The 25,077-nt window shown below is 42.6% G+C and carries 23 protein-coding genes; 1 reads left to right on the forward strand and 22 read right to left on the reverse strand.

The window, feature by feature from the left end; translation table 11 throughout:
• Nucleotides 1-224 precede the first annotated feature (224 nt).
• A complete protein-coding gene (locus ACJVC5_RS00590) occupies nt 225-1,118 on the reverse strand; it encodes an acyl-CoA desaturase (protein ID WP_408097437.1) in 894 nt (297 codons plus the stop codon).
• A 119-nt stretch (nt 1,119-1,237) separates the two neighbouring features.
• On the opposite strand from ACJVC5_RS00590, the gene ACJVC5_RS00595 reads away from it, so the two are divergent.
• The gene (locus tag ACJVC5_RS00595) at nt 1,238-2,392 is read left to right on the forward strand and encodes a hypothetical protein (RefSeq protein ID WP_408097438.1); all 1,155 of its coding nucleotides are present in this window, start codon (nt 1,238-1,240) and stop codon (nt 2,390-2,392) included.
• An 8-nt stretch (nt 2,393-2,400) separates the two neighbouring features.
• Here ACJVC5_RS00595 and ACJVC5_RS00600 read toward each other — a convergent pair whose 3' ends face one another.
• The 21 genes from ACJVC5_RS00600 to ACJVC5_RS00700 all read right to left on the reverse strand — a co-directional run bounded on the left by ACJVC5_RS00600 (nt 2,401) and on the right by ACJVC5_RS00700 (nt 25,017).
• Nucleotides 2,401-4,074 carry a histidine kinase dimerization/phospho-acceptor domain-containing protein gene (locus ACJVC5_RS00600; RefSeq protein WP_408097439.1) on the reverse strand — a complete coding sequence of 558 codons (1,674 nt, stop codon included), beginning with the start codon at nt 4,072-4,074 and terminating at the stop codon, nt 2,401-2,403.
• Nucleotides 4,075-4,917 (reverse strand): M23 family metallopeptidase, encoded by an 843-nt coding sequence (locus ACJVC5_RS00605; RefSeq protein ID WP_408097440.1) that lies wholly within the window; start codon nt 4,915-4,917, stop codon nt 4,075-4,077.
• A 2-nt stretch (nt 4,918-4,919) separates the two neighbouring features.
• Nucleotides 4,920-6,188: an exodeoxyribonuclease VII large subunit gene (gene xseA, locus ACJVC5_RS00610; protein ID WP_408097441.1), complete on the reverse strand. Its 1,269-nt coding sequence runs from the start codon at nt 6,186-6,188 to the stop codon at nt 4,920-4,922.
• Nucleotides 6,189-6,190: 2 nt separating this feature from the next.
• Entirely contained in the window at nt 6,191-7,609 is a 1,419-nt protein-coding gene (locus ACJVC5_RS00615; RefSeq protein WP_408097442.1) for a S41 family peptidase, read from the reverse strand.
• A gap of 27 nt (nt 7,610-7,636) precedes the next feature.
• Nucleotides 7,637-8,644 (reverse strand): murein hydrolase activator EnvC family protein, encoded by a 1,008-nt coding sequence (locus ACJVC5_RS00620; protein ID WP_408097443.1) that lies wholly within the window; start codon nt 8,642-8,644, stop codon nt 7,637-7,639.
• A complete protein-coding gene (locus tag ACJVC5_RS00625; RefSeq protein ID WP_408097444.1) occupies nt 8,641-9,441 on the reverse strand; it encodes a hypothetical protein in 801 nt (266 codons plus the stop codon). Before ACJVC5_RS00625 ends, ACJVC5_RS00620 begins: the two co-directional genes overlap by 4 nt.
• The gene (locus ACJVC5_RS00630) at nt 9,429-10,139 is read right to left on the reverse strand and encodes an ATP-binding cassette domain-containing protein (RefSeq protein WP_408097445.1); all 711 of its coding nucleotides are present in this window, start codon (nt 10,137-10,139) and stop codon (nt 9,429-9,431) included. The genes ACJVC5_RS00625 and ACJVC5_RS00630 overlap by 13 nt, the downstream gene beginning before the upstream one ends.
• Nucleotides 10,140-10,263: 124 nt before the next feature.
• Nucleotides 10,264-12,423 carry a Kelch repeat-containing protein gene (locus ACJVC5_RS00635; RefSeq protein ID WP_408097446.1) on the reverse strand — a complete coding sequence of 720 codons (2,160 nt, stop codon included), beginning with the start codon at nt 12,421-12,423 and terminating at the stop codon, nt 10,264-10,266.
• 146 nt (nt 12,424-12,569) lie between these two features.
• A complete protein-coding gene (locus tag ACJVC5_RS00640; protein ID WP_408097447.1) occupies nt 12,570-13,997 on the reverse strand; it encodes an HD domain-containing protein in 1,428 nt (475 codons plus the stop codon).
• Nucleotides 13,998-14,077: 80 nt separating this feature from the next.
• Nucleotides 14,078-14,296, reverse strand: coding sequence for a hypothetical protein (locus tag ACJVC5_RS00645; protein WP_408097448.1), 219 nt, complete (start codon nt 14,294-14,296; stop codon nt 14,078-14,080).
• Between the two features lie 55 nt (nt 14,297-14,351).
• Nucleotides 14,352-15,839, reverse strand: coding sequence for a sigma-54-dependent Fis family transcriptional regulator (locus tag ACJVC5_RS00650; protein WP_408097449.1), 1,488 nt, complete (start codon nt 15,837-15,839; stop codon nt 14,352-14,354).
• A 142-nt stretch (nt 15,840-15,981) separates the two neighbouring features.
• The gene (locus ACJVC5_RS00655) at nt 15,982-17,328 is read right to left on the reverse strand and encodes a TolB family protein (protein WP_408097450.1); all 1,347 of its coding nucleotides are present in this window, start codon (nt 17,326-17,328) and stop codon (nt 15,982-15,984) included.
• A gap of 8 nt (nt 17,329-17,336) precedes the next feature.
• Nucleotides 17,337-18,122: a cell envelope integrity protein TolA gene (locus ACJVC5_RS00660; protein WP_408097451.1), complete on the reverse strand. Its 786-nt coding sequence runs from the start codon at nt 18,120-18,122 to the stop codon at nt 17,337-17,339.
• Entirely contained in the window at nt 18,122-18,544 is a 423-nt protein-coding gene (locus ACJVC5_RS00665; RefSeq protein WP_408097452.1) for a biopolymer transporter ExbD, read from the reverse strand. Before ACJVC5_RS00665 ends, ACJVC5_RS00660 begins: the two co-directional genes overlap by 1 nt.
• A gap of 3 nt (nt 18,545-18,547) precedes the next feature.
• Complete coding sequence (locus tag ACJVC5_RS00670) at nt 18,548-19,246, reverse strand: MotA/TolQ/ExbB proton channel family protein (protein WP_408097453.1); 699 nt, start codon at nt 19,244-19,246, stop codon at nt 18,548-18,550.
• A gap of 11 nt (nt 19,247-19,257) precedes the next feature.
• On the reverse strand, nt 19,258-20,085 hold the full coding sequence (locus tag ACJVC5_RS00675) for a hypothetical protein (RefSeq protein WP_408097454.1): 828 nt from the start codon (nt 20,083-20,085) through the stop codon (nt 19,258-19,260).
• Entirely contained in the window at nt 20,085-21,056 is a 972-nt protein-coding gene (locus ACJVC5_RS00680; RefSeq protein WP_408097455.1) for a hypothetical protein, read from the reverse strand. Before ACJVC5_RS00680 ends, ACJVC5_RS00675 begins: the two co-directional genes overlap by 1 nt.
• Nucleotides 21,046-21,438 carry a hypothetical protein gene (locus tag ACJVC5_RS00685; RefSeq protein ID WP_408097456.1) on the reverse strand — a complete coding sequence of 131 codons (393 nt, stop codon included), beginning with the start codon at nt 21,436-21,438 and terminating at the stop codon, nt 21,046-21,048. Before ACJVC5_RS00685 ends, ACJVC5_RS00680 begins: the two co-directional genes overlap by 11 nt.
• A gap of 2 nt (nt 21,439-21,440) precedes the next feature.
• The gene (locus ACJVC5_RS00690) at nt 21,441-22,670 is read right to left on the reverse strand and encodes a hypothetical protein (protein WP_408097457.1); all 1,230 of its coding nucleotides are present in this window, start codon (nt 22,668-22,670) and stop codon (nt 21,441-21,443) included.
• Nucleotides 22,671-22,678: 8 nt separating this feature from the next.
• The gene (gene sppA, locus ACJVC5_RS00695; protein WP_408097458.1) at nt 22,679-23,599 is read right to left on the reverse strand and encodes a signal peptide peptidase SppA; all 921 of its coding nucleotides are present in this window, start codon (nt 23,597-23,599) and stop codon (nt 22,679-22,681) included.
• A gap of 71 nt (nt 23,600-23,670) precedes the next feature.
• Nucleotides 23,671-25,017 (reverse strand): phospholipase D-like domain-containing protein, encoded by a 1,347-nt coding sequence (locus ACJVC5_RS00700; RefSeq protein ID WP_408097459.1) that lies wholly within the window; start codon nt 25,015-25,017, stop codon nt 23,671-23,673.
• Between the last annotated feature and the right edge of the window lie 60 nt (nt 25,018-25,077).

Consider the following 25,077-nt stretch of genomic DNA (forward strand, 5'->3'; position numbering starts at 1 on the left):
AATCTTGCACCTTGGAGTGTGACCCGAAAGCTTCCATGACGCCCAATGAAGGGCGCCTTTTTACGAAAAGGATTTGTTATGGAAGACATGACACGGGTTTTGGTTCTGATTGTTCTTTTATTGCAGCTTGCTGTAATACTAAGAATGATCTAATCAGATTTAGGAGGAGTGCACCACCACTCCTCCACCTGTCATGTTCCAAGATTGTAACAAGAAAATCTAAGTCAATTCAAGGTCGAAAAGGTGCCAGGTTCCTGCTTGGAAGTAGCTGGTTTTAGGTTCTTAATCACTTCCTCAGATGGAACTTTCACGTCCCACACCAGACCCATTTTCTCAAAAAGTTTGATCACGACAAACGAAGCGTCGAACTGACCTTTCTGAATTCCGGTTGTGGCCGAGAACGGGAAGCAGTGGTGATTATAGTGCCAGCCTTCACCAAATGTGAGCCAGGCAAGCCATGCATTGTTGTGGCTGTTATCACGGCCTTCTCTCGCTGGAAAATCATAAGGTCTGTCACCATGAAGGTGTCCCCAAGAATTCACTAAGAAGATCGTATGAAGGTGACAAAGGCCTCCGATCAAATAGACCCAAACCAGAAATTGAAAACCATTTGTTCCAAGCTCCGGCTTCGCATATCTTAGGCCTTCGCCTAATAGAAACAAGAAAAGAGCAAAGATTCCGTGAATAGCATCACTGCGCTCATTTAAAAACTTGAGTTCAGGAAATTTCTCCCAATCTTTGATGCGCGAATAATCAGTGATGAATGATTTCTTTTCCATCGCCCAACCAATGTGGGACGTGAAAAAGCTGTGAGCGATTGGAGAATGCGGATCTTTCTCTGTGTCCGAATATTGGTGGTGCATGCGGTGATGGGCCGCCCACCAAAGAGCTCCTCGTTGCATACAAATATTCCCCGCCAGGGCCAGGAAGAACTGAAAACTACGAGTGGTCTTAAAACTTCTATGAGAAAAATAGCGGTGATAAGAAATTGATAGGAACAAACCTCTCCACACAAAAAAGAACAGAGTGAGATAAAGTGCAGTGGCCGAGGTCCCCGTCCAGATGACGTTTAAGACCAGAAGATGAATAAAAACCAGGCGGATTGTTTGTTTGTCCATTCCCTATTTTAGGGCCATTACAGGATGGAGGCCCAGATGGAAGTCAGAATTACAGGGGTGTCAAAATTTTAGACACTATCACTTCTAAGGTCTTCAGTTCCTCCGGTCGATAAGTAAGTATGGTTAAATACTTATTTATCCTTGGCCTTATAACGATAGCTCCAAGAGTTTTAGCAGACGAGATCTGCCCTGCGGCCCCCCTTCCATCAAATCAGCTTGCTGAGATCGAAAAAATTTTATCACCACTAAAACAAAGACAAATTAAATACGGAAATAATTGTGCTAAAGAATTTGGGACCGACTTTGAGCAGCTAGTAAATGAGTCGATCAACGATGGATTAAAGTGCCTCAATGGTCTCAACACCCAATCTTCGAAAGACATTTCAAAAAAACTGGAAAATCTTTTTCAAGATCGCACTAATATCATCGAATGCAAAAACCTGGGCACTAAGGACAGTACAATCACGGCCGAAAGCTCTGTGGATGATCATCAAAATAGACCTGAAGAAAAACTTTTTCATCCCTATTTGATTTTAAATGCAGATAAATTGAAAGGCGACGATCCAGCTTCTAAGGAATTTTTAAAAAGTACTATCTTTCATGAGAGTATTCATAACATGAGCTATGCTCATGGAGATGGGCCAGAAATTGCCTATACCTGCGAGGCATGCTGTTTTAATACTGGTTCACCCGAAACGAGAGATCTTGCTTGCAGGGCCTGTGGGGCATCACTCGGTGATGCTTTGAATACAAAATATATTCATGCCATTTTACCTTGGGCACAGGCCACAAAATCGACTTACAGATTGGCACTGGATGACCTGACCTATAAAGGACTCATCCAAGAGCCAGGTTCAAAGGATTACCTTGAGGCCCTCATTCAAATACATCCATTTGCGGGGGAAGATATTATCAACAAAGTCATGGCCAGAAATTTGGTGAAGAATCAAATCCTGAATTCAGACAAGGCGATTGAAATTTCTAAACTTCCAATCGAAGCTCCGGCAGAACTGATTCAATTGGCAGAGAAAATTGTGGCCGTGAGGATGGCCCTTCTGGTTGAAGGAAATGCTTCTAAGGCCTTCGATTTGGCAAAAAGGATCGACCTATCCCACTATCAGGCCCTCGGAAAAAAATATCAGAACGATGACTTCTCTAATCTATATTACGGTTTGAACGATGACCTTAGTCACATTGGAAAGGACATTGAATTACAAAAGAAAAGAGCTGAAGAATTTGAAGATTTCCACTTTCAATTCAAAATAGTGAACTAGTCACTACTCTAAGGATTGTAAATAAATCTCAAAGAGTAATCCGACACCTGAAGCACGAAATTCTCAATTGTAAGAAGATTCTGAATGAGCTTAGAAAGACCCAAATTTGAGATATTAAGCTCATGAAGCTGAATCTGAATTTCCTGCGAAGACTCAACGATCTCCCCTTTAATCACCTTCTCAATTTGGTTCTTGTTCGCCACCAGAAGCTGATGAGAATAAAGGGTCATAAGCTCACCTAGGATCAGATAAAACGTCATCGTCAAAAGACTTAGGTTCACCTGGGCCTTAAAGTCAGCGTGCTTAATGGACTCAAAGTTGAAGCGAATGCCACTCTCAACAGTACGGAAACGCAGAAGGTTTTGTGCCTGCTGATAACAGATCTCAATCGGACTCATGGTCGATTCATAAATCTGAAGCTTACTTGGATTGGCACGTGAGAAACCCAGGAAAGTCTCAATCAACTGCTTACAGCGGATCGCTCCGTTTTTCATTTCAGTCAAAGTTTGTTCAGCTTCTTGATTAAGCGATTCATCTAAAAGCAGAAGACTTAAAGCGGCCTGTATACCAGCAATCGGGTTATTGAGTTCGTGGGCGATACTTGAACTAATGATTCCCAGCTCCTGGCCGGATGGAGTTAAGTTACCGTCACCTTTCAGGAAGAAGCTTTCCGTGAAGAACACGAAGAGAATCTTTTTCTCATCCAGATGGAAAACATCTTTTCGATAAACGTTATAAGGAATGTCGTTAATAAGAATCTTTTCACGAAGTTTTAACTTCAAGCAACCACTTGGTGCAAACCCGAGCTTTGCAAATAAAGTATTATGCTGATGGACCTCTGCTTTCTCTGAAAGAAGCGCCACCGGAAACGGAATGCTATCAAGAACACTTTCCCAAAGCTTTTCATCAAAGAAAGGATCTTCAATGTTTTGCTGAGATTTAAAAAAGTTCACTAAGGTATAGAAGAAAAAGAGACGCTTCATGAGACGGAAATGGTCTTCATCATTCCAATTCATTTCAATCGCGATAAACACACCCTTAAACGGTGGAAGTAATAGAAAGTTCTCACTAGGAGTCACTTCCGCCAGCTCTCCCGAAGATAGGAACTGAAACTTCGAGCGCTCAATATTTACTTTCGTAAATTGTTTTAAAACTTTCTCGAGCTTCCCTAAATCATCGGCCTGAATGAGATCTTTTTCTAAATCCACCAGGGCCTGAGCGTAATTTAAAAGATCTTCTGAAGTAAAAGCGTTCTGTGTGATTTTACGAGCACGAGTTTCAAACTTTCGGATGTTTTTCATCCCTAACGTTACGAACGACTCTTCCTTTACTTTCACGAGACCCTGAAGTCTCGGAGCAATTAAGCGCTCAATTTGTTTTAAATCGAGACTATCGTCCAGGACCGCTTGAACGTGAGATTCATCCAGGTTCTGTCCAAAGCTAAAAAGACCTTGGTTACTGTCCAGGACACAGATACGAAACTCTGGTCCTGGTTTTAATGTATGAAGGGAGCTTTCAGAAACAAAATCTACGGTGAGTTTTTTTGTAGAAAGTGGGACCGAAAGAGAATCAGCACGTTCTGCGTCTTTAAGACCAGTCAGAATAGCATCAATCGAGCGCCGAAGATCCGGCGACAACATAGGGTCTACTCTAAATTGCAGAAGTCCTGAGTGTGATTGCATTTACTCTTTAAAAGCTTTTTTCGTCTCATCAATAAGAACGAAGCCATCAACATACTGGCCCTGAATTTTTACACCCCAATGAAGATGAGGTCCAGAAGTTCTTCCAGTATTTCCAGAAAGAGCGATCAATTGGCCCCTTTCTACCATCTCACCTGCTTTCACTAAAGTTTTTGAGCAGTGCCCATACACCGTGAAAACATCCATTCCGTGGTCAATAATGACGGTCCAGCCTGTATAAAAAAGATCTCCTGCAAATACAACTTTACCGGCATTGGCAGCAGGAACTTTGTCCCCAATCGCCGCACGGTAATCAGTTCCTAAGTGTTGGCCCTTTTTCACGTTATTATAAACACGTTTAGTTCCATAAACACTGGTGACCACACTATTCATTGGTTCCTGGAAGGCCTGCTTGAAAAGAAACTTCGGTTCTGAAGAAGCATAAATTTTATTCAATACTAACTGCTCAGCGTCTGCTCGTTTCTGATTTTTTGCCGATAACTTGATTCTCTTTGGATCAACTTTTAACTTTTCGGCCTTATATTCTTTCTCCACGACTTTAAAGAAGACTTCTTCCAAGACTTGATCATTAAATTTTAGACTACAGGTAAAAGGCTGGAGGTCTGAAAAGTAGCTCTCGATCACAATGGCCTGGGCCTTGTCTTTGTTGGCCTCTACTTTTACTTCTTGTCCTTTACAGAAGAGCTTTACACCCACGTCAGTAGTTTTAAACTCAAGCCACTTCACTTCACCGGGATGAATGATTTCTTCACGAGATACGGGATTTTTAGCAATCGCACAGCTTAGGAGGAATGGGGCCAAAAGAGTGAGAGAGATGTATTTCATGATTATTCCTTTATCGCTAGACCTTTTCCATCGTGGAATTGTATTTCAATTTTTGATCCTGAAGCGGCCTTTGAGTAGTCCTTAAGTGAAGTAAGAACTGTCCCTTCTTTCGTCGTAACGTAAGAATAGCCACGGCCTAAAACCTTCGAAGGATTCAAGGCCTCTAACACATGTTCAAAACGATTAAGCTTTTCAGCTAAAGTCGCGCTCTTCATCTGCATATTGTGCATAAGCTTAAGCTCGGCCTCATCCAAACGCTGCTCGGCCTCTGGTAGACCAATGAGTTCCGTGGCACGTTCAGAGAGATGGATAGACTTAAGTCTCATGTGAGCGTCTTGAATCTTTTCCTTCATCAGTGCCAGAAGTTCTTTTGGATGAAACTTCTGAGTCATGAGTTGTACATGCTGATAAAGTTTAAAGAGATCAGATTTTAAGTGAGTCTGACAAAATGTAAGACGTGCTTTTAATTCCGTTTGCGGCTGAGAAAGTGTCTCCGCCGCCGCAGTCGGAGTTTCTGAACGATGATCGGCCACATAGTCACAAAGAGTGAAGTCTACTTGGTGGCCAACGGCGCTAATCACCGGAATTGGGCAATCATAAATAGCACGAACGAGGTTCTCATCATTGAAGCCCCAAAGGTCTTCCATGCTTCCTCCCCCACGAGTCATCACAATCACATCCACATCAGCAATCGCCTGTGCCTTTTTAAGCGCGGCCACGAGAGATCTTGGAGCACCATCACCTTGAACTAAGGCCGGAACAATCAGCACATCCATCCACAGAGAACGACGGTTCATCACATTCAGAAAATCCTGAAGAGCGGCACCATGTTCGGCGGTAATGACTGCAATTCGTTTCGGAAATTTGGGAATTTCTTTTTTCTTTTCGATATCAAAAAGTCCTTCCTGAGAAAGCTTTGCTTTCAAGCGTTCATACTGAAGCTTAAGCTGCCCTTCTCCAGCAGGAAAAATTCTTTTAGCGAGAAGCTGGAATGAGCCACGCTTCTGATAAACACTAATGGGCCCAACGATAACAATTTTGTCACCGTCTTTTAAATTTCTAATTAGTGGATTTCTAAGAGCATCACCCTTAAAGAGTGCGCAAGATAAGGCGGCATTTTCATCAGACAAAGTGAAGTACCAATGGCCCGCACCTGATGGGGAGAGATTTGTCACCTCTCCCTGAACCATCACTTCCTGGAACTGTTCTTCTAAAACGTCTTTAATGGAGGACACAAGGTCAGAGACCGAGGCCGCATCAAATCCCATCATTACTACTTAGATGCCTTCAAGAACGTTTCAAATACGCCAAAGCCTTGTAAGTAACGAACGGCCTGAAGTACTTGATAGTCTTCTGCTGGTTGATAAGTTTTGAAAAGATCTTCTTCTTTTTCACCGTTTTTCTTGGCCGTCTTCTTCTCAGTCATGGCCTTAATTCTTTGAGCTCGTTCTTTACGCTCATTGGCCTCACGGATTGCTTTTTCATCTGGCGTTTCAATCGTCGCCGTTAGATGGTTTTTAAGGTCCTTCTCACGAATATAACGATCTTCCTTCAAGCTCTTTTCAAAATCCGCCTGGCTCATTTCTTCGATTTGAACATCCGGCTTAATTCCTACCGCTTGAATTTTACGGTTCTTTGGAGTCATATACTGGGCGATCGTAAGCTTCACACCAGTGAACTTATCAAGTTGAGCAACAGTTTGAACCGAGCCTTTACCGAAAGATTGAGATCCCATGATAATGGCACGTTGATAATCCTGAAGAGCACCCGCCACAATCTCAGAAGCAGAGGCCGAAGCACCGTTAATCAGTACCACCATCGGAGTTGTAAGATCTTTGAAACCAGATTTCTTCACGTAGCGAATGTCTTTATTCTGCGGATCACGTGCTTCAGTTGAAACAACGATCCCTTCTTTTAAGAAGATTGAAGAAACATCAACAGCTTGATCAAGTAGACCACCGGGATTTGAACGAAGATCCAGGATAATTCCACCTAAACCACCTTTGGCCTTGGCACTAATTTCTTTAAGCGCTGATTCAACAGATTCAGCTGAGCGCTTTTGGAACTGAGTCAAACGAATATAAGCATAGCGATCTTGAATAAGGTCAGACTTTACTGGTTTAACTTTGATAATTTCACGAGTCAGCGTGAAATGCTTCACACTTTCTTCACCCTCACGAACGATACCAAGGTGAATCTTCTCGCCAACTTTTCCGCGCATTTTCTCGATGGCCTGCTCAAGAGTCATACCAACAATGGGCTCGTTATTGATTTCAACCAGTTTGTCTTTTGGTTTAATGCCTGCTCTGAAGGCCGGCGTATCATCAATCGGAGTAATAATGTAAATTACGCCTTCTTTCTGGGTCACTTCAAGTCCAAGTCCTCCGAACTCTCCGGCCGTATCGTTTTGCATTTTCTCAAAGAAGTCTTTATTCAAAAACGCTGAGTGCGGATCCAGTGTCTCCATCATCCCTTTCAAAGCACCTTCAACCAGGATCTCAGTTTTTACTGGACGATAATATTGAGTTTCGATCAGGTGAAGAACTTTATTGAAAAGTTCCAGCTGCTCAAAACGGGAACGATTTTCGGAAATTTTTGGAGCGGGGGCCGATGCTGTTTTTTTCTCATCGCGGGCGATGGCCGGAGAGACTAGAAAAACAGACAGGAATGCAAGAGATGCAAGACGAGACATGAGTACTCCTAAGACTTGATTTACGTCTTAGATTTTACTCACTCCAGTCTGCTCTAACCACAAAATAGTGTTCTGAGCGGTGTTTTTCTTACGAACTTCGAAGTAGAGATTTTGAGGCTCTTGAGTGTCGTTAAGCGTGTAAGCGAGAATATCGCCGTCTTGAACAGAGTCATTCTTTTTCACTCTGACGTTCATCTTTCCAAGAAGAACTGTTCTAAGATCATTGCCGTGATCAATGAGAACCACTTGTCCATAGGCCGCGAGATCACCTGCAAAGACCACTTTCCCTCCACCCACAGCTTTCACTGGTTGAGCAGATTGGTATTTGAAAGTCACACCCTTTGGACTGGCAGTAAAGCTTAGATAATCATCAACTGGTCTGTGAAAAATACGATCAGGCTTTTTCTCGATGATCGGGGCAGCGCTCATCTCTTTTTTTACAACAGCGATGCGCTTTTCCAGCTTTTTGGTTTGAACCACGCTCTCCATCTTCTTCTTTTTCTCTACTTTAGTGAGATAAGTTTCCATGGCGGTTTTCTTGCGTGCTTCAAGTTCCTGAATGACCTGGCTTAGTTCCTCTTCGTTCTTTCGAAGATCAACGAGCTTAACATCAAACTCCGCCACTTTCGTTTGAAAAGAAGCGAGTTCAGTTTCTTTGTTTTTAAGTTTGCTTTGGGCCTGCTTAAGAAGTTCTAAGTGGACCTTTCTTTGCCAAGGCTCGGTCGTGTCGTTTTCACTCTCAAGAAGGTAATTTTTTAGAATGCGCTTGTTTTCAACCTGTGCGGCAAGTACTTCAACTTGCTTCTTCTTTAGCGCCTCACGATAAAGCTTAATGTCCCCTTCAAACTGCTTGATCTGCTCAATGCTTGAAAGATAAAGATTGTTCTTTGATCCGATCTCTTTTTCGAGAGTTGAAAGACGCGCCCCCATCTCCATCACTTCTGTGCGGTAACGGGAAAGCTCATCTGTCGGACGTCTGACTGCCGCTGATGCGCTGATTGAAAGAGTTAATGCGAGGATGAGACTTAATCTCATAGAGTTGGTTTCCATCTCCAGTCTTGCATTGAGAACGTCCAGAACACTGAGAACACCATAAAGAGAATAACTGTATCAAACACTTTAAGTGTCCCGTTCCAAATTCCCAGACCTGTGAAAGTCGCAAGAACAATCATAAGACCAGTGGCAATGCTTTTTGCGGCGACCAGTTTTTTACGCTGAAACTTTTCAATAATGTATGAGCGAGAACGGAAAACATCATAACAAAGCCAGTAAGAAATGATCCAACAAAGAGCGATGATAGCAATCACACCCCAGTCTCCGGCCTTGGCCAGAAAACTATAAAAAGGATGGGCCTTCATGACTGAAGTCACTTCTGGGTATTTGATCTCTGTGGCCGTCACATGCTCTTTACCGCCCATTTTCACCACTTGATTACGCACAAACTCTAAACTCTCAACAGAAAGTGACGGACTCATCACAATACGCATTGATTTAAAGTTCATAAGATCAGAACTAAGTGAGTAATCTGAACCAAGTTGTGCCACCAGACCATTGAGCTTTGTACGGCTTCGATCTGATTCTTTATCATCAATATTCATCACACCCGGTAAGCGGGCCAGCACACCTTTAATTTTGTCCGCGTCTACTGCTCCATCCACGACTGCTACAAAATATGGATTCACCATTTTTTCCGGAGTCACACGTTCAATCATGTTCGCAATCATTGAACGATGAGTAAGACTCATGGCCAGAAGACAAGAGAACAACAAAAAGCTCACCCCACGAATGGGAGATTCACCGATAGATTTGAAAAACTCTTTTAGATAAAACATGCGTGTCCCGAATAAACTAAGCGGCCCTGATCTAGATGCGCGATTTTTCCAGGGAACTGCTTAATGAGTTCCTTGTTATGAGTCGCCCAAACAAGAGTCAGACCTTTTTTATGATTATAGTGATTCAACACTTCGAATAGTCGGTAGGAGTTGTCTTTATCAAGTGCGGCGGTTGGTTCATCCGCAAGAACCGCAGTAGGACGAGACAGAAGTGCTCTGATCATCGCGACCTTACTCTTAAAACCACCATTGCAATCTTCAACTTTGCGATTTAAGTGATCATGCACTTGCAGATGACGAGCAAGATCAGTCATCTCTTTATAGAAATCATTTTTTGAATTGTAGATTGAACTGTCATACGCCAACCATAAATTGTCTTCGCAAGACTTTTTCTGAAGAAGACGCAGATCTTGAAACACGGTGGACACAAAATGTTTTGAATTACGTTCTTGTGGAAGAATCGCTTTACCAGAAGTAGGCGCAAGGTGACCACCAAGGACGTTTAAAAGTGATGTCTTTCCGGCACCAGAAGGGCCAGTGACGAATAAAATTTCACCAGGGTAAATCGTGAGCTGAACGGATTTTAAGGCCTTGACGGAGCCATACTCCACCGACAAATTGTCGAGATGAAATAAGTAATTCTGATTAGTTGAACCCGCGTGAGTTCGGCCTTGTTGTGGAAGACGACCGGTTAACATCCGTGAAACCTGCCTATACTTTGAGGTTCCCTCATGGAACCTATTTAACATTATGCAAACATTGTACCGAGTTTGAACTAAGAAAGTAAAGATGAAGGGTCAGCTGAATGACTGACCAAAAAGATCAAGGTCTAAAGACTTCCCAGATGGCAAGTGGACCACTGGTAGACATGCCTCCGCTGATGAGAATGTAACCCGAATTGAGAAGTGTCGCCGCATGTTGGCTGCGAGGAAATTTAAGAGTCGGACCTGCTGTCCATAGGCCAGTCAGAGGATCAAAAAATTCCGTTTGATCTAAGGCCGAAGAGGCCGCATTTCTTCCACCTATAACCATGACTCTTCCATCAGTGAGTGTCAGAGCTGTGTGATAGAACCTTTCCAGACTCATAGGTGCAGTCAAAGTCCATGTGTTAGTCGTTGGATCAAAAATTTCAGCACTATTTAAATATCCGGAATTACCTTGGCCACCTATGATCATGACTCGCCCATCATTAAGTTTCACCATTTGAGCAAGTGCCCTCCCCTCTGTCAGTGTCCCGGTAGGACTCCAGGTGTTCGTTACTGGATCATAGATTTCAGCGGTATCCCGAAAAGGCGCCATCGGAAAGGCAGTGTTATGACCACCGACCACCAAGATTCGCCCATCATTAAGCTTTACCATGGCATGATATAGTCTAGCTTCACTCATAGAGGCCGCAGGAGACCAAGTGTTCGTTGCCGGATTATAAGTTTCAGTTGATGCCAAACGGGTTAAGGCCGCATCTGAGCCACCAGTAATTAAAACTCGTCCATCATTCAAAATCTCAGCGGCCGAGCTAAGTCTTTCAGTAGAGAGATCTGGAATTTGAGTCCAGGTTTCATTAGTGGGATTGAAAATAAAGGCCGTTTTGAGTGGACCACCGTCATTCTGACCAGCAGTAACGAGAACTCTACCGTCAGTCAATTTTACGCTGACATGAATCATACGCTTATGACCTAGTGACGTACTAGACCTGAAGTTACCCATGAGAGAAACAGTGGTATCTTGAGTGTACATCAGAGTTTCAGGAACGTAACCGAGGCCTTGCCCTCCAATATGAATCACTCTTCCATCGTTCAATTGAGTTGCAGTGAAAAAAGTTCTTTCGGTAAAAGGGAGATTATAAATTTCCCAGGAATTGTCTGTCGGATCAAAGATTACTGAGTCCCTTAATACAGCAGTAGTTGCGCCACCAGTGAAAAGAATTCTTCCATCGTCCATAAGAACAGAGCCGTGATACACGCGCTTTCCACTATCATGAACAATGAATGTCCAAAGATTTGTGGCAGGATCAAAAATTTCAACGTGATCAGTTAGATTGCTATTGGTATTCATTCCACCAAACAAATACACTTTTCCATTCAAACCCTTCTCTACTCTAAAATCAATTCTCTCTACACTGAGTTGGCCGGCCGCGATCCACGTATCTAAAGCAGGGTCATAAATTTCACTCGTAGAACTGATCATCCCGTTAGATTCTCCTCCCACTACCAGAAATTTGCCATTATCAAGAGCAACCATATTATGGGACGCTCGAGGATCCAACATAGGTGAAAGAAAAGTCCAGACTCCAGTCAGAGGATCGTAAATTTCGACAGTGCTAAGTGGAGTTCCAGTATTATCAGCTCCGCCACTAACAAAAACTCTACCGTCACTTAAAATTCCGATGTCGTGCCTTTCGCGCTCGGTATTCAAATTTCCAGTCGCAGACCATGATCCAGTGACGGGATCATAGATTTCGACCGAATTAAGAATACCACTCCCATTATTTCCCCCAGCGACCAACACTCTTCCGTCCTGTAACTTAATAACAGCAGCACCAACGCGAGGGTCACTCATAGAACCAGTTAAAGACCAAGTTTCAGTTAATGGATCAAAGAGTTCGCACGAATTAATAGGAGCACTAGAAACATCAGTACCACCTATGGCGAGGACATGACCTGAATTGAGCAGCACCGATTTATGCCACATTCTTCCAATGTTGGTGCCAGCGATAACTCTGTTTTTTCCGGCGGCAACATCGAAAAGTTCCGAAAAAAGAGCGGCATTGAAACCGGTAGATCCACCGGCAATTAAAATGTTTCCGTTACTCAATTTGGTACTTGTGTGGAGCCCTCTTCCACCCACTAGACCTTCGGCCACAATCGGGACCCAAGTATTTTGAGGAACAACCAAAGGAGGTCCACTAGGTGCTGGGCCACCACCTGTCATTTTCCCGGCCGGCAGATCAATATTAATGCGTTGAAAGTTGCAGGATACCTGCAAAATAAGAAAAATTAGACTGAATACTCGAAAGAGGCCCATACCTACTTTTCGTCGTAAATTAGTCAGTCTTTAAAGAAAGCTTAAATCTTTTGCTCCACCTTAAGATTTACTGTCGTAACCTCATGATATTTCGAGGCTAGCTTAAGCTAGCCTGTAATAATCCCTTCTTGCTTCAGAAGCTCATAGGCCGAGTCCGAGCAGTAAACATTCGGAACGAAATTAAACTTCGTTTGAAGATCACTGATGATCGAATTCTCAACGTCCCCTAGAAGTCTCACGTCCCCATTATCCATAAGGATCTTGGCCGGGTCTCTTTCTAGTAAAAGATTATCGAAAGTCTTCGACTTCACAAGCTTCTTCCGAGACTTAACGAAGATAATGTTCTTCTTCGGTAGATCTTCCACGATCCAATCTTGATCAGTGCCTTTCTTCTTCAGAATCTCTTTAATCTCTACAATCTTCGCTTCGGCTTTCTTCACGATCTTCTCATAAACTTGATCTTCATCTTGAGAAAGAATTCGTTGCTTAAACTCTTCACACTTAATGGTGCGAGGAGCTTTACCGAACAATAGACTGAAAGCGAGATCTTTAATGCGAGGATTTTTATCGAACTCACCACTGGTGTAATAGTGATGAACTTGATTCATAAAATACTGATCATTGAACGTGTAGAACTTGTCCGGATCATTCGCGATGAAGTCCATGAGTTGAGAATAAGTATAGATCTTGCCCTTCTCCAGCATATAGAACGTAAGCTCTTCAGCAATGGCATCAAAACGAGCACCACGAGCAGAACGCACCACTTGCGAGTACCAAGCAAATCTCGCCATGAGGAAATCTTCCACAGCGTGAAGAGCATTATGGTGAATCGCCACGATTTCTTGTCCATTGACTTCAGCAACGCGGAAGTGATGAAGAAGATAGTCACGGTCATAAGTTCCGTACTTGATTCCAGAATAGTGAGCATCACGAAGGAGATAGTCCATTCGATCACAATCCACTTCAGAGTGAAGGATCTGGTTCGCAAGAACGTTGGGATCAATCCCTTTCACAAGGTTTGAGATCTTCTGAGGATCAAGGCGATACTTCTTTAGGATATAAGTGATACCACGAGGGTAATCGGTGTTTTTAATAATGTATGAACCTAAATGTTCATGATCATCCGGATGACCTTTCCCATTTTTCTCATGAGTCGTTTCACCGTAACGGATGTAGGCCATCTCAGTTGTATGTGAGAACATAAAAGTTCCCAGGTCATGCAAGAGAGCGGCAAGACGAATACTTTGATGAAAGGCCTTTGCAGGCGATTGCACACTATCATCAAAGAGATCAGTCTCAGGCACTGCCTTCCCTAACCTTTGAAGGATCTTGTGAGCATTGAACATCACGCCGATCGAATGACCGTAACGAGAATGTTCAGCACCAGGAAACGTATAAAACGTGAATCCCAACTGCTTAATCCAACGAAGACGTTGGTAAAAAGGAGTATGGATGATTTCCCATTCAAGATTTGTTAAGTGGATAAAGCCGTAAAGAGGATCGAAAACGATTTTGGTCTTAGCAGATACTTCCATGTGGTCCCAAAAAACAGGCCACACGACATGTGGCCTAAAATAATGAGGGCCCCATTCTTAGGGCCCTGTTAGATTTTTTTTTACTGAAGAGTCTTAGAACGTTTGCCTTTGCGAGCTTTGGCAACTTTGCTGATGGCGTATTCCATCAACATGAAAGCTTCACGGCGAAGTCCATTGTCATGGATGTAGCGGTAGAAGTTTTCGATATCACCGTTTGAGCGGAAGTTTTTAATCGTCATTGCTTCTGCAGGGCCTGTTGATCCTGGTTTCTCATCAAGTGTTGCTGGTGATTTAGACATATTTAGCTCCTAGTCGTGTTATTTTACTTTTTTCTCTCTAACTCTTCAATTTTTTTTATTGTTCACGAGCTTCGATTAGACCGTAGCTGTGAAGTTTGTTGTAAAGAGTTTTCACTGTAATTCCAAGAGCTTTAGCTGCACGTGTTTTATTCCCACCTAAATGATCAAGAGTGTCAATGATATGTTTCTTCTCAAGATCAAACAGAGTGAATTCAACATACTTAACAGGAGCTTCAACTTTCTCAACTTTTACTTCTACTGCGAACTCAGGAAGGTGAGAAGCTTCGATGTATTGGCCGTCAGTTAGAATATAAGTACGCTCCATAATGTTTTTAAGTTCGTGTGCATTGCCTGGCCAGAAGTAAGAAGTAAGCTTCTCAATTGCACCAGAAGTTAGAACTTTCTTCTCAGCTTTACCAGAGTTAAGGAAGTGCTCTGCCATAACTTTGATATCATCGTGACGCTCTTTCAGAGAAGGGATCTTAAGAGCTACAGTGTTAAGTCTGTAGAAAAGTTCTTCTTTGAATGAACCAGCTTCAACAAGATCTTTTAGAGATACTTTTGAAGTAGCGATAAGACGTACGTTAAGAGCAATTTTTTCTTCAGTATCAACCGCGATCATCTCACCAGCAACTAGAGCTCTAAGAAGCTTAGTTTGGATATATTGAGAAGTTGAACCGATATCGTCGATGATTAGAGTACCACCGTTAGCTTGAACCATTAGACCTTTAGAAGAGAAGATCTCACGGTCAAGTTGCATTTCATTGAAAGCACCACAAGATGCTACAACTACTCCACCTTTACGGCCTGACCAAGTATGGATTTTACGAGCTAGAATCTTCTTACCAACACCGTGATTACCTTCTAGAAGAACCGGGAAATCTTGAGCAGCTACTTTCTTAGCAGTCTGTACGATTTCAAGGAAGTTCTTAGAAAGACCAATCATTTGTGAGTTATCTTCAAGACCTTTTGTAACCTGGATTTCAACACGGTTAGAAAGTTCTTTTTCTTTTGCTTCGATTTTGCACATTAGCTCACGGTTAAGGTTTTTCGCCATAAGGTAAAGGTGCATATTACGGATCGGAGATTGAAGTTGAGCAAGGATATCGTTAAGGATCACGATTTCTGACTCACCAAAGTTACGATCTTTTTTAAGTGATTGAACGTTGATTGTACCGATTACTGAACCTTCAACCATGATTGGCATACAAAGCTCAGCTTCAACAGCATCGTCACGTAGACCAGTAGAAGCGATAGGATCACGCTTAACTGAGTTAGAGTAGTAAGCTCTTTTCATACGAGCTACATATCCAGAAAGGCCTTGGCCTTTGTTTAAAAGTTTGGCATTTGAAAGTGCCTGACCATTTTCTGATACAAGGCGAGTGCAACCATCTGAAAGAACTTCGAAACCAAGTACTTTGTACTCGTTCATTACGTCTTGAACGAAGCCAGAAAGCTTTGAGAAAAATACTACTTCATCTAGGTTAGAAAGAAGAACTGTAGAAAGAGTAGCAAGTTCGTTTTGGATTGAAGCTGTTTTCATGTTGATCCCCTTTACACTTATTATCTAATTTCGTTTAAAAATTACACAGTGCGTTGATAGGGAGATATTACATGCTGGCTGAAAAATTTACAAGACTATTTTGCTGCGGTGTTTAAAATATCTTCAAATTTTCTAGTAAATTCTATAGGTTAGTCCACTGAGGAGAGAAACAGCGGCCGAAATCCTGGGTTAATTGGCCCAAAATCTCACCTTCTCTATTCATAATGTATATATCTTGGACGGCCTTACGGTTAACTATGCGTTTTGATGTAAAGATAATGAACTCTCCATCTCCGGAATAGCTAGGCTCTTCATTAGATCCAAAGTTCTTCGTCAGACGAACCAGGTTGTTACCATCAGATCCAATACGATAAAGATCAAATCCATTATCCACCCATGAAGTGAAAGCGATCTCTTTACCATCTGGTGAGAAACGAGGAGCAGCGTTGAATTGACCCACGAAAGACACACGCTTCACACTCTTCTCTGTATCAGAAGGATCCATTGTATAAACGTGAGCACGGCCAGGACGGTTAGAAAGGAAGGCCATCATCTTACCATCTTTAGTAATAGATGGATCTACATCATCACCGTAGTGAGAAGTGATCTTCTTCATCGCACCTGTTGAAGTGTTCATTTCATAGATATCAGCGTTTCCGCTGTATGAAAGAGTTAAGTAGATAAGACCTTCATTAGTGCTGAAGATCGCACCAGAGTTAATGCCTGGACGCTCAGAGATAGTGCTGACCTTTTTTGTTTTAAGGTCAAACACTTTAAGGTCAATGTTCTTAATCATACGCACTTTATTGCGGGATAGATCTTTCTTAGGAGCAATTAGCGAGAACATGATCTTAGAGTTGTCCGGTGAAATTGACGGCGAGATAACAACTGAATTGAAGTTCGTAAGCTTATCTACACGACGGCCATCGAAGTCCATAATATAGAGTTCTTTCTCAATATCTCTGCCCTTTGTTGTACGGTCAGAAACGAAAACGATCTTTGAATTGAAGATTGATGCTTTGCCAGTGATCGAACGATAAATAGCATCAGAAATCTGGTGACCCATGCTTCTTAGTTCCTGAGGGGCCACTCTCCAGCTTTTAGACAAAAGTTCTTTATTGGTAAGAACTGACCATACTTTTACTTTCGCTTCAACACCAGCACCTGCGTTCCCCATTTCAGTGGCAACGAAATAAGTCACTCCTCCGGCCTTCCACTTTTCTACGTCAGGAAAGTTATAGCTCTTCTTGCCCTTATCAGAGTAATCAACCGTATTGAACTTGTGCTTATAGAAAATGAAATCATTTCTTAATACATCCGTGAGCTCAGTGGCCAAACGCTTTTGGTCTCCAGTGAGGTTGTTGAACTCAGGATCATCAATAACAAGTTTATCTTTATCTTGCTCGGCCGCTCCAACTGCAATTACTGCATCCTGGGCAAATACTGAAATTTGGAACAACAGTACGAATAGAGCAAGAATAAGTTTCATATAAACCTCTATAAAGGGAATCCTAAGATAATTCCTGAATTAGTTAAACGAGCACCCACTTCTTCACTTGGTTTAGGAAATGGAGATGCATCACGAACGGCCTTCTCAGCACGAGAATCAAATTCACTGGTCCCGGATGATTCCTGGATCTCAAGTTTTAAAAGATGACCTGTAGATGAAAGATAAATTTTAATACGACAACGAAGGTCCTTATCCATTAAGTAACTTGGAAGTTTCCAGAATGGACGAATAACACCCGGAAGGTTTTGAACATAAGCTGAGAACTCTGAGTTCTGCTCATCTGTATAGTCACCTACCAGTGCTGACCCTTTAGAAAGACGGTTACCTTCAATGACAAGAGAATCAAGATTCTTATCACCAGTAGCGGCGACAGCACCTTTCTTCTGGGCCTTAGCAGTCACTTTTTTGCTGGAGTAATCACTCAGCATATTAAGAAAGTTGGCCTTTTTCTTTTTATCCTGCTCCTGAATCACGAGATCATCTTTCTTGATGACGTCTTCAGTCTCGACCTTCGTTTCCTCTTTTACACCTTTAGCAACTTCGGGCTGCTTTTCGATGATGGGTTCGGCCTGCATTTTCTTCAGTTCCTGAATCGTAAACTTCGGCATCCCTACCACATCAACGCGCACAGAAGAACGAATGATTTCAACGTCACCGTTTTTCCAAACTTTTGAGATAAGCTCTCCTCCCGCAAAACAAAGCAGGAACAGGACCGTGTGGGCCCCAAGGGAGATCAGAAAGTTTTTATTAAAATCATCTGTCTTGGAGAACATTATTCTTTACTCTTCTCCACTTCAGTTACTAATGCGATGTTGCTTACGCCGGCCTTTTTAAGGTTGGCGATAAGCTTCGCGACTTTTTCGTAACGAAGGCTGTAATCAGCACGGAGATAAACCACTTCTGTTTTACTTGCTTTTAATTGCTTTAAGATCGCTGGAACCAGGTCTTTAGAAGCAACAGAGTTTTTACCAATGAAAAACTGCTCAGCTTCAGTGATGGAAAGAATCACAAGCTCCGGACGAAGACCCACGTTATTCACTTTTTGAGTCTTAGGAAGTTTTAGATCAATTCCGCTGAAGAGCATTGGTGCAGTAACCATAAAGATCACCAGAAGCACCAGCATCACGTCCACAAGTGGAGTAACGTTAATGTCTGAAACAGGTCCTTTTTTACCAGACCCCATGTTCATACCCATGGATTAGTCCTTCTTGATCAGAATCGTACGCTCAATCAGGTTAAGGAAGTCTTGTGAGAAAGATTCCATCTGAGAATTGATTCGAGCAATTTGATTGTTGAAAAGGTTAAAGAAACACACTGCCGGAATAGCGGCCGCTAGACCAACAGCTGTTGCAACAAGTGCTTCTGCGATACCGGGAGCAACCGCTTCGATACTACCGCCACCCTGAGATAGACCAGAGAAAGCGTCGATGATCCCCCACACTGTTCCGAATAGACCAATGAATGGAGTGATTGAACCGATTGAGGCCAGAGTTGACACTCTTAGGTCCATTTTTTCGTTTGCAGAATTGTAACCAGTTTTAAGAGCACGCTCTAAGGACTGGAAGCCGTGATCAGCAAAGTACTGAGCAAGATTGTTCTTACCAGCGTTGCTTAACTTCTCACTTACTTTATTAAGTTCATCAAAACCACGACGGAACATGAGACTCATGGTTGAATCATGGTTCTCATTCGCTTCACGATTGATCTCGGTGATTGAGTTACTTTTCTTGAAGAACTCATTGAACTTATCGTTGGCAAGAGTTACGGCCTTAAGCTCTTTGTACTTTTGCCAAATGATGGTCCATGAAAGTACAGACGCAAGAATAAGAAGTAGAAGAACGAATTTAACGACAAGGCCAGAGTCCCAAAGGATTTGCCAAATGTTTAAGCCATGCATGTTTTAAAACCTCAACGTAGAAGCTTGCGGGTAGAAATTACAATTTGATCCCGGTATTTATAATAGCAAAACGATACCATCCAAATTGCGGCTAGAAAAGCCAAGTTGAGTTTTGTTTTTACTCTGAAAGGTGAAAAGTCATCTCCCCATACTGGATCCATTCCGAACAAAGAACCCATAGGGGCAACGAACACGACAAGAAAACAAACTACATTACTCCAACTCTTAAATGACTTCCCTGAGAGGTACATAAGACTTGAAAAACAAAGAACAACATATGGTAGTAGTTCATAATAGTCAGGAACACTCAGACGAAAACCAACAGTGAAAAGGACCGTATAAAAGACACTCAGCCAGGCCATATTGGGCTGCTCTTTTTGATTGAGAACGTCGTCCAGATAAGCGATCACAATGAACTCAATCCCGAAAAATAAAAAAAGACCGAGAAAAGAAGCAAGGTGGTAATACCAATATCCCAAATTCTGTCCGGTATAAACCACTCCACTGAGACTCAAGTAGCTTGCGATCATAAAGAAAGAAATAATGATCGCCTTCGGCTCCGGCCAGCGCACTAATTCTTTGATGAGTTCACGGATGGACTTTAATTGATACAAGCGCACTTTAAACCAACGGTTGATAAGGAAGAGCGAGGCCAACTTCCCAACAATCAAAATTTCCCAATGGTTATTATGAAGCCACGATTCGACGATGCTGATTTCGTGGTCCAAAAGAAAGTGAAAGAAAGCGCCGATGGAAGTTAAGATGAGCACGACCACTACGTACAGCAGCTGGTAGGCACCATAATATCTAACGTTCTTTAAGAGATTTCCTTCAAACATTAAAGCACTTTCTCTTCTGGTGAAAGCCACTTCACCTGCATCTCAGGAGAAGGATAAAGACGGACATAGTCCTTATACTGCACGTTCACTTTGAGGAAACGATCAATCTTTCCCAGCAGACGGAAATAGGTGTTCCACAATTCTGGATTCGATTTTAAGTACGCATCCATTTTCTTAGTGATCTCAAACTGCTGCTGAAACGTATACCCTTTCTGATTGATCTGATTGGTGTAATTTTTCAGAAGTTCTTCCACCATTGAAAGATCCGGCTTCGCACCGTAGAAGTTTGTTCCCGCCAGTTTGGACATCTTGGCCGTGGCCACGTTCTTTTTAAAATAACCGGCCTCAAGACGGAAATAATCTTCCAGAAGTAGAAGTGAGATTTCCAGTTTTGAGAGATCCATTGAGCGAACAAAAGGCACCGAAAGAAGAAAAATCATCTCCTCATTTCCAGGAAGTGCCGCCCTTACCATTGTTGGCGTATTAAGCATCAGAATCTTGAATTTCTTTTGATAGAACCCGAGGTTCTGCAGAATTTTTCTGAAACTTTCTTCCAGACCGTAATCAGGCTTTTCAAAGTCCCAGTTTAAAAGCTGGGCATTTTTGACGAGCCAGTATTCAGAAACAAATCCCCAAAGTTCAGATTCGGTCGGATAGTTATATCTTCCCTTCTCTACTAGGGTCTGTTCTTTCTTTAGAATTTGAACTTGTTTTTCTTTGTTCTTAGCGGCCTGAGAGAGCCCATCTTGCTGAAGAACTTTCTTGATGCTTTTGAAGTTCACCACCTCAAGCTCTTTCTCTTCCTGCAATTTTTCAGTCTGGCCCATGGCCGGAGCAAGGAAAAGGAGTTTAAAGGTGGCAAGTCCAAGGCAAAGTTGAGTAAGCGCGGAGACGTACGGTCGAGTACGTCGCACAAGCGAACGAGACTTTAACGCCGGAATTGACCCTTTAAAGTTCTTTTCAATTAACACGGGTTTCCCCTTGGACATACTGGTCGTTCAAGCGACCCCAATAGTAGAGCTCCGAAAGGTCCATGTTAAAAGCATCAAAAAACTTTGGGTACTTTCCTTGGAAACACTCCGGTCTTTTTTCAGAGAGAAATTGTTTAAGTACAAATCCGCGGTAGTCTGCGACTTGTACATAGGCCCACTCAGGGGCGGCAGAAACTTTTGAAGACTCAATGACCTTCACAGGGTGAGAACATTGAATCGTCGTTAAACTCGCAGAAGTTTTTACTGATGATTGATGAACGTGTCCGAACATAGGTGTGAAATAAAATACTCCGACTACTTTTTCGTCAGTTGAAACTGTTTCAGCAAAAAGGAGACTTGGGAGTAAAAGTATCCACCACATTCTTATACCTTCCAACGGAACTGGATTGTTTCCCAGTTGTGACACTGAGGACATCTCCAGAAGATTTCGTCCGAGTTATAACCACATTGTGAACAATAGTGACGAGTAAGAGAATTATGAAGATTATTCAAAAGCGTTTTCGTATGCGCTAATGCTTCCTCAGTCTTTCCTACTTCAATCAAAATTTTAATGTATTCAACTTTCAGCACGTCACTTTGACCATGATTTTTCATCCAGTCGTCTAGAAGTGAGAAAGCATCTGTTGTTCTTTGAAGGTCTTTTAAAAGGCGAATCTTTGAAAGCACCACCGATGGAGAACTCATGAGATCAACATCTTTAAGTCCCAGGAAGTAGGTCTTAAGCTGGTTCAAGCGTTCTTTATATTCATCTTTTTGCGGAAGCTTAGGATTAAACTGATCCAATGATACGAAGATAAACGTCGCATACATTGGGTGCTCTTTCAAAAGCTCAAGAAGAATGCTGTTGGCGTTCTCCATGTTTCCGAGCACAAGATAAAGTCTTAAGCGCAAAATTTTCGCCGAAACTGAAGGAGCAAAACGGAAGGCATCTTCCAACTCTTCAGCACATGCCTTGAACTGACCTTTATCAAAAAGCGCTTTCGCTTTCTGAACCAGGATATGTGAAATCGTTTCCGACTGGTTTTCCTGCCCTACTTTTGAAAGCATGATGCGGTAGTTGTAGGCCTGGTCCCAATCTTCTGTGTCTTCAAAAATTCGGCAAAGAGCAAGAATCACATCGTGTTGATCACGGTTAATTTTTAATACGTCTTTGTAGGTTTCAACCGCTTTATCAATGAAGCCACCCTTATCAAAATCCAAGGCAAGTTCTTTTAAAGCTTGAAGACGAGTTGATTCAGAAATACTTTCACGCGCAATGAGTGAACGGTGAATAGAGATCGCTTTCTCGATCTCTCCGTTGGAGCGGAAAAGACCGCCAAGCGCAAAATAGGTATCAATAGTTTCACGGTTCAGGTCCACAGCGTTCAGGAACTCTTTAATCGCGAGGTCTTTGTTACCATCAATGAGGTACTGAGTTGCATTTAAGAAAATGCGAGACTGTGCCTCAAAAATTGAATTTCGATATTTTTTAGAAAGCTTGACCGCTTTATCACGTTCAATAACGTAGTGATAAATGAGTACGAGAGTAATCACCACCGCCACAACTGTCAGTGCATGATCTTTTCCCCAATCTAGAAGAAAACTATAATCCATCGGACTCCCTACGGTTTAAAGAGGAAAGCCGGCGTAGTCTTCGTCTCTACTTTGTTTCTGATAAATGAAAGAGTATCTTCAGTATCTTGCAAAAACTCAGAGATAGAAAACTTCTTACGGGCCGGCTTCATGTAACGAAGAGCAAACTTCCCTTCGAGCTTCATTTCTTTATGGATGGCACGGCCTGCCTGCCATAAACTTCCAACTTCATCTACAAGGCCAAGTTCTTTTGCTTCCATACCGTGGAAGATCTGACCTTGAGCAAGTTCAGTAATGTCTTTTTTCAAACGGTCCTTACGAACAGCAGAGATATCGTCCATGAACTGTTTATGAGTTCCAGCGAGAAGAGTATTTAAGAAGGCACGTTCTTCTTCAGTCATTGGACGGCCCGGATTACCAATATCTTTGTAACGGCCGGCCTTGATTGTTTCTTGCTTATACTTCGCCCATGCGAAAAGCTCAGAAAGGTCCGCCATCTGCATGATCACACCAATTGAACCAGTCAATGTACCAGCATTGGCCCAGATTTTACGAGTGGCCGCACCAATATAGTAACCACCAGAAGCGGCCACGGTACCGAAAGAAGCATAAATGGGTTTCTTCTTATCAATACGTCTTACCTCTTCATAGATTTCCTGAGTCGGAGCCACAGCACCGCCGGGAGAATCAATACGAAGAATGATGGCCTTGATTTCTTTTTCTTCTTCAGCTGCAATTAGCATCTCAACGACTTTCTTTGATTCCATAATTTCATTTTCAATTGGAATCACGGCGATCGGCGCTGATTTAGAATCCATCAGTCCTTCACCCATCGAAGTAGTTTGCTTTAGTTGTGAAACTGTATAGAAAGCAAAAATGAGGAACACAAAAAATAGAACAGTAACGAGGATAAAAATACCAACTATCCCTTTGGATCTTTCACGGCTCAAGCGGAACTCCTTCCCTAAGTTTCCAGAGCCTTAAGTATATCTAACTTTTAGATATTTGTGAAAAGTTTGTCCTAGAAATAGAGGCCCTTACCTGCACATGAGGCCTCAGTACGCTTAACCTGTTGAACCAACCAAGAATTAGGGCCGAGTGAAGCACTCTGCTTAATTCTGTCGTATTCGCGGGCATACTGCTCAGCAATTCCTATACCCTCAACCACAACCAGGGTCTCATCGTTGATATAGTTCGCTGCTTCGGACCAGTTTTGCGAGCCGACTACTACAGCTCTACGGTCAACTACGGCAAATTTATGATGGAGCATGTCACCTTTTGGAAGGTTAGCATAACCAGCTTCTTGAACTGGGTTTCTCCAAGGATTGTTATCAGGTTCGTATTCGCATTTTGAATTCAAAAGACCAATTCCCATCAAATCCAAAAGTTCTGAGTATTCGCGGAAAGCAAAAGACGGCTGAATAATCACACCGATATTTACACCAGCATCGTGTCTTCTTTCCATAATGTCGGCCAGACGTTGATCAGAGAACACAAACAAAGCGGCCTTAATTGATTGAGTTGAGCGCGAAAGAACCTTGGCGATAAGACCATTCACGGAGTCTTCCCAATTAAACCTCGCAGATGTTGGCGAGAACTGAACAGTGAGTTTCACCCCACGAACCACGACTGTTTGTGGTGGACGGTAGGCCTTGTTCTGACCGAAATTTCCATGACGGCCATTGCCCCAAAGTTGAGCAAACTCTTGAGTGAAGATTTGAGCAAACTGCGGGCTTTGAACCACAATCATTGAGTTCGCGTTACCACGAGATTGAGGAGCAAGAACATCTCCATGAATACAGCTCATGGTGAAGTTCGCCGTACTCACAACCGTCGATTTTCCGTCTACGATGATGAACTTATGGTGCATCAGACCTGAACCACGAGAGGCATCAAACGTATCGTCCATGATCGGAACCTGAGCGGCCCTTAACATATAGATGGCATCACGAGTTTCTAGCTCATTCTTTTCAATTCTACCGTTACGGTTAGCATCGACGAAGGCCACAAGATCGTTCACACGAGAGGCCTCGTGCTCATTATCTTCAGTGGAATCACGTTGAGAGGTCACATCGAAGTTATAATTGTTTTCAATAACAAGACGAACATCCACACCCTGCTTCTTTTTATTAATCAGGGCCTGGGCGATTAGAGGAAGACGAATTTCTTGAACGGCAACATAGATACTTTTTTTGGCCGAGGCGATCTGGTCAATAATCACGGCCTCAAGGTTGTCACCATTGCGAGTGATATTACGATAAGGATCTGTATAACGAGTGCTTGTTTTTTGATTGAAATATGCAGACACACTTCCAAAAGCAGAAGTTGAAATGACCAGGCCTAGTGTTAATAGCTGCCAGTACTTCATAGTCCCTCCCAATATATCAACGAGACTAATACCTGACTTAAACTCTCCTAATACATGATG

This window comes from Peredibacter sp. HCB2-198 (assembly GCF_045999315.1).
In the GTDB taxonomy this organism is placed as follows: domain Bacteria; phylum Bdellovibrionota; class Bacteriovoracia; order Bacteriovoracales; family Bacteriovoracaceae; genus Peredibacter.

What these genes read in the sequence shown, in the direction of transcription:
- ACJVC5_RS00645 (WP_408097448.1), bottom strand. Translation starts at nt 14,296, where the DNA reads ATGTCTAAATCACCAGCAACACTTGATGAGAAACCAGGATCAACAGGC.
- ACJVC5_RS00615 (WP_408097442.1), bottom strand. Translation starts at nt 7,609, where the DNA reads ATGTCTCGTCTTGCATCTCTTGCATTCCTGTCTGTTTTTCTAGTCTCT.
- ACJVC5_RS00620 (WP_408097443.1), bottom strand. Translation starts at nt 8,644, where the DNA reads ATGAGATTAAGTCTCATCCTCGCATTAACTCTTTCAATCAGCGCATCA.
- ACJVC5_RS00655 (WP_408097450.1), bottom strand. Translation starts at nt 17,328, where the DNA reads ATGAAACTTATTCTTGCTCTATTCGTACTGTTGTTCCAAATTTCAGTA.
- ACJVC5_RS00590 (WP_408097437.1), bottom strand. Translation starts at nt 1,118, where the DNA reads ATGGACAAACAAACAATCCGCCTGGTTTTTATTCATCTTCTGGTCTTA.
- ACJVC5_RS00640 (WP_408097447.1), bottom strand. Translation starts at nt 13,997, where the DNA reads ATGGAAGTATCTGCTAAGACCAAAATCGTTTTCGATCCTCTTTACGGC.
- ACJVC5_RS00685 (WP_408097456.1), bottom strand. Translation starts at nt 21,438, where the DNA reads ATGTGGTGGATACTTTTACTCCCAAGTCTCCTTTTTGCTGAAACAGTT.
- ACJVC5_RS00670 (WP_408097453.1), bottom strand. Translation starts at nt 19,246, where the DNA reads ATGCATGGCTTAAACATTTGGCAAATCCTTTGGGACTCTGGCCTTGTC.
- ACJVC5_RS00650 (WP_408097449.1), bottom strand. Translation starts at nt 15,839, where the DNA reads ATGAAAACAGCTTCAATCCAAAACGAACTTGCTACTCTTTCTACAGTT.
- ACJVC5_RS00660 (WP_408097451.1), bottom strand. Translation starts at nt 18,122, where the DNA reads ATGTTCTCCAAGACAGATGATTTTAATAAAAACTTTCTGATCTCCCTT.
- ACJVC5_RS00675 (WP_408097454.1), bottom strand. Translation starts at nt 20,085, where the DNA reads ATGTTTGAAGGAAATCTCTTAAAGAACGTTAGATATTATGGTGCCTAC.
- ACJVC5_RS00600 (WP_408097439.1), bottom strand. Translation starts at nt 4,074, where the DNA reads ATGCAATCACACTCAGGACTTCTGCAATTTAGAGTAGACCCTATGTTG.
- ACJVC5_RS00630 (WP_408097445.1), bottom strand. Translation starts at nt 10,139, where the DNA reads ATGTTAACCGGTCGTCTTCCACAACAAGGCCGAACTCACGCGGGTTCA.
- ACJVC5_RS00625 (WP_408097444.1), bottom strand. Translation starts at nt 9,441, where the DNA reads ATGTTTTATCTAAAAGAGTTTTTCAAATCTATCGGTGAATCTCCCATT.
- ACJVC5_RS00700 (WP_408097459.1), bottom strand. Translation starts at nt 25,017, where the DNA reads ATGAAGTACTGGCAGCTATTAACACTAGGCCTGGTCATTTCAACTTCT.
- ACJVC5_RS00595 (WP_408097438.1), top strand. Translation starts at nt 1,238, where the DNA reads ATGGTTAAATACTTATTTATCCTTGGCCTTATAACGATAGCTCCAAGA.
- ACJVC5_RS00605 (WP_408097440.1), bottom strand. Translation starts at nt 4,917, where the DNA reads ATGAAATACATCTCTCTCACTCTTTTGGCCCCATTCCTCCTAAGCTGT.
- xseA (WP_408097441.1), bottom strand. Translation starts at nt 6,188, where the DNA reads ATGATGGGATTTGATGCGGCCTCGGTCTCTGACCTTGTGTCCTCCATT.
- ACJVC5_RS00665 (WP_408097452.1), bottom strand. Translation starts at nt 18,544, where the DNA reads ATGGGTATGAACATGGGGTCTGGTAAAAAAGGACCTGTTTCAGACATT.
- ACJVC5_RS00690 (WP_408097457.1), bottom strand. Translation starts at nt 22,670, where the DNA reads ATGGATTATAGTTTTCTTCTAGATTGGGGAAAAGATCATGCACTGACA.